At 46.9% G+C, this 3,632-nt stretch carries 4 protein-coding genes; 2 read left to right on the top strand and 2 right to left on the bottom strand.

All coding sequences use genetic code 11. The annotated features are described in order from the left end of the window. The first annotated feature begins 238 nt into the window (after positions 1-238). Positions 239-937, top strand: a complete 699-nt coding sequence (locus AC5V8P_RS24290; protein WP_064795362.1) for a queuosine precursor transporter — start codon at positions 239-241, stop codon at positions 935-937. A 66-nt stretch (positions 938-1,003) separates the two neighbouring features. On the opposite strand, the gene AC5V8P_RS24285 is transcribed toward AC5V8P_RS24290, so the two are convergent. Then, the gene (locus AC5V8P_RS24285; protein ID WP_064795361.1) at positions 1,004-2,092 is read right to left on the bottom strand and encodes a M24 family metallopeptidase; all 1,089 of its coding nucleotides are present in this window, start codon (positions 2,090-2,092) and stop codon (positions 1,004-1,006) included. Positions 2,093-2,164: 72 nt separating this feature from the next. Next, positions 2,165-2,893 carry an MBL fold metallo-hydrolase gene (locus AC5V8P_RS24280; protein WP_064795575.1) on the bottom strand — a complete coding sequence of 243 codons (729 nt, stop codon included), beginning with the start codon at positions 2,891-2,893 and terminating at the stop codon, positions 2,165-2,167. Positions 2,894-3,096: 203 nt separating this feature from the next. Between AC5V8P_RS24280 and AC5V8P_RS24275 the strand changes: the two genes are divergently transcribed. Continuing rightward, positions 3,097-3,606: a GNAT family N-acetyltransferase gene (locus tag AC5V8P_RS24275; protein WP_064795360.1), complete on the top strand. Its 510-nt coding sequence runs from the start codon at positions 3,097-3,099 to the stop codon at positions 3,604-3,606. The last annotated feature ends 26 nt before the right edge of the window (positions 3,607-3,632 follow it).

Genomic DNA, 3,632 nt, shown 5'->3' with positions numbered 1-3,632 from the left:
AAACGGATGGTGTACACTACAGTCTTATATCGCATCTGTAGCATATATATACGTGTAGTGTGTACCTCAATATAAAGAGCCGGCCCTAAGGTCGGCTCTTTATATTGAACTTATGACCGTGTGAATTATAGCTGTTCACAAATCCTAATCTATGATACATTAAAATAATGTTTTTCCGGCTTGTTCGGATGAACCGCGGTTCGCAACCATCCCGCGCTATCAAAACTAGGAGGCTTTCATGTTTAATCTGTTATGGGGGATAGCATTTGTCCTCGTCAATTTTATGTTCTTTTTGCTATGTTATCGGTTGTTCGGTAAAAAAGGGCTGTATGCCTGGATTGGCGTAGCTACTGTATTGGCCAATATTCAGGTAACCAAAACCATTGATCTGCTTGGCATTACCACGACATTGGGAAATACAATGTATGTATCTATGTATATGGCCAGCGACTTACTAAATGAGAAGTATGGGCCTGAAGAGGCACGAAAAGCTGTATGGTTTGGCTTTTTTACTCTGATTATGACGACGATCACGATGCAGATGGTGCTGTTGTTTGAGCCTACTGCCACGGATTTTGCCCAGACACCAATGCAGCAGCTTTTTGGATTGTTGCCAAGGCTTGCGCTTGCCAGCTTGACAGCCTATGCGGTTAGTCAATTGCTGGACGTGCGTCTATACGCCTGGATTCGCAAATTTTTCCCGGAGCGTCATCAGCTCTGGATTCGCGGCAATGGCAGCACGATGATCAGCTCGTTTATAGACACCCTCATTTTCTGTAGTATTGCCTTTTACGGCTATGCGTGGGGGATCTGGATCGAGTTGCTGTTTACCACCTACATCTTAAAATTTGTACTGACTGCGGCGGGTACACCGGTTTTGTACATCGCACGCAATTTCCGTTTGATGGAAGAGGAGGGGCAAACCCTCAAGCCATGATTGGCTTGGGGCTGCCCCTCTTTTTTTCATACTTCTAACCTATAAATTACAAAGAATAACGATAGATTACCCCAGCACGGTTAGTTCCTTCGGAAATGAGGTCAGCACTTCGACACCCTCGGAGGTGACCAGAACATCATCTTCAATCCGCACGCCTCCGAGGCCTGGTACGTAGATGCCGGGTTCGATGGTGAACACGAAGCCTTCATGAAGCAGATCGCTATTGCCTCCGTGTACAGATGGATATTCATGAACACTCATGCCAAGACCATGTCCAACCCGATGGTTAAAAGCTGGCCCATATCCAGCGGCTTCAACAACGGCTCGTGCTGCCTGGTCTACGGATGCACAGGAAACTCCAGGGCGAATGGCGGCAATTCCGGCTTCGTTTGAACGAAGAACCGTATTATAAATCGTTTCCAGCTCGGCCGACAGCTTGCCAAAGGCAAACGTACGCGTAATATCCGAAGCATAACCACCTGAATATACGCCCATATCAAACATGAGCAGATCGCCGTGTTGCAGCTTGCGGGCCCCCGGAACCCCATGAGGCAAGGCTGTTTTGGGTCCAGACAACACCGTAGTGTCAAAGGATGGACCATCTGCCCCAAGCTTTTTCATCTGGTATTCGATTTCAGCTACCAGTTCGACTTCTGTCACCCCTTCACGAACATGCGTTAGACCGTGACGAAGAGCATCTTCCACCAAACGAGCTGCGTGTTTCAGACGTTGTACTTCCTCAGGTGTTTTTCTCACACGCATTTCTTGAAGCACTGGACCCAGGTCCACATATTGAGCCGCACCAATGGCAGTATGTAATTGTTCGTAACGGAGGACGGAGACGTGCTCCTTTTCCAGTGCGAATGCTTTCACACTAGTACCCGTGCGTTGGCGCAACAGATCATATGGATTGTCCGTATCGGTGTGGGTGGATATACGCTTCACGGAAGAAGCGGCTTGGGCTGCTTCGGCATCCAGGGCGGGTACAATCAGTTCTGGTTCTTGGTCACGAAGCAGCACGAGACCTAGAAAACGCTCATGCGGATCACTGGCAAAGCCTGTCAGGTAGTAAATATGCTTGGGATCGGTCACAAGTAGGCCATCCCAAGCTTGTGACTTTAGTTCATCATACAATTTGGCAATTTTATCATTCATAGATTCTCATTCCTTTCTGTCCATTTAATCATTATAGCTCTTATTACATCCTAATTTATATTTATAAATGGGTTATTCTTTTGTCTGACTTAATGCTTGTAGACGTGCCTGTACATTCTGATCATAGTAACCACCATGGTAGCAGAGTACCTTATCAACATCCAATACCGTCAGCTTATCGAGGCTTTTCAGCGCCAACGGCATATCTGGCGTAGCCGACTCGGCAGGACCGACCAGCTCACCTTCGACTACGCGCAGTTCATCTGCTGCCAACAGCAGCTTCTGTGCAGGCACATACAAGCTGATATGTCCGGGCGTGTGACCGGGTGTATGAATAATTTGTATACCCCCACCATAAGGCAGATGCTCACCGTCCTCAAGAATATGAGCAAAGCGCAAGTCTGGCAGGCGGCGAACCATATCCTCTGCTTGCTGCTTGAGCGCAGCATCCATCAGATTAATGCGTTCCGGCGTCAGCTTCACAAATGGTCGCTCTCCTGTCATATAAGGAATGTCATCCTTATGAGCCAGTAGGGCAATATTCGGCAGCAAGTCCAGCAGTGCATGAACATTTCCGATATGATCAATATCCTGATGTGTTAAAATAATTCTTTTCAAACGGCTTATATCCTCACCTACATCGGAAATAGCCTTGCGTAGTGGCTCCAATTGCCCGAGCATTCCCGTGTCAACCAGTGTAAGTCCATCCTCATCCTTGATCAGTACAGGATAAATGGTCGATTTTCCAAAAAAAGATTCCATAGGGACTTCCAAAATCAAAATTTGAGTTCCAATATTCATATTAAGCTGCTTCAGATTCCCTTGACTCCGAAGCACACCTCCTGTCTCATGTCGTTATATCAGTTAACTAGTGTTGGCGTTTCTTCAAACCCTATTATAAGGCTCTTTGGGACGAATCCGCAAAACAACTCGATATGGCTGTTCGGGCGCTTGTCCTGTACAATAAATAAATAAATCACCACAATAGGGGGGCAGATACGATAATGAACAAGGACCAATCTTTTTCCATTGAAATTGCATGCAGAGAGGATCTTCCCGATATTGTGGATATTTATAATTCTACGATTGCAGGACGAATGGTCACGGCAGACCTGGAGCCTGTTACAGTGGAGAGCCGTATTCCCTGGTTTGAGGCTCATGAGGAAAATCACCGCCCTTTGTGGGTACTCAGACAAAAGGGAACCATTGCCGGATGGGCCAGCCTTCAGTCCTTTTACGGACGTCCAGCTTATAACAGCACAGCGGAAATTAGCATCTATGTCCATGAGGATGCTCGTGGAACCGGAACTGGAAGCCGTTTGGTACAGCACTTGCTAGATGAATGCCCTAGATTGGGAATTACAACGCTGTTGGGTTTTGTGTTTGGTCATAATGAGCCGAGTATTGCGCTGCTGCGGAAGTTTGGCTTTGAGCAGTGGGGGTATTATCCACGTGTGGCTGTACTGGACAGTATAGAGCGAGATTTGGCTATATTGGGTAAGCGAGTAGGTTAATATTGAGCTGTAGAAAAAGGCTGTCT

Source organism: Paenibacillus sp. N119s (genome assembly GCF_059447605.1).
This window is presented reverse-complemented; position numbering and strand designations above follow the sequence as displayed.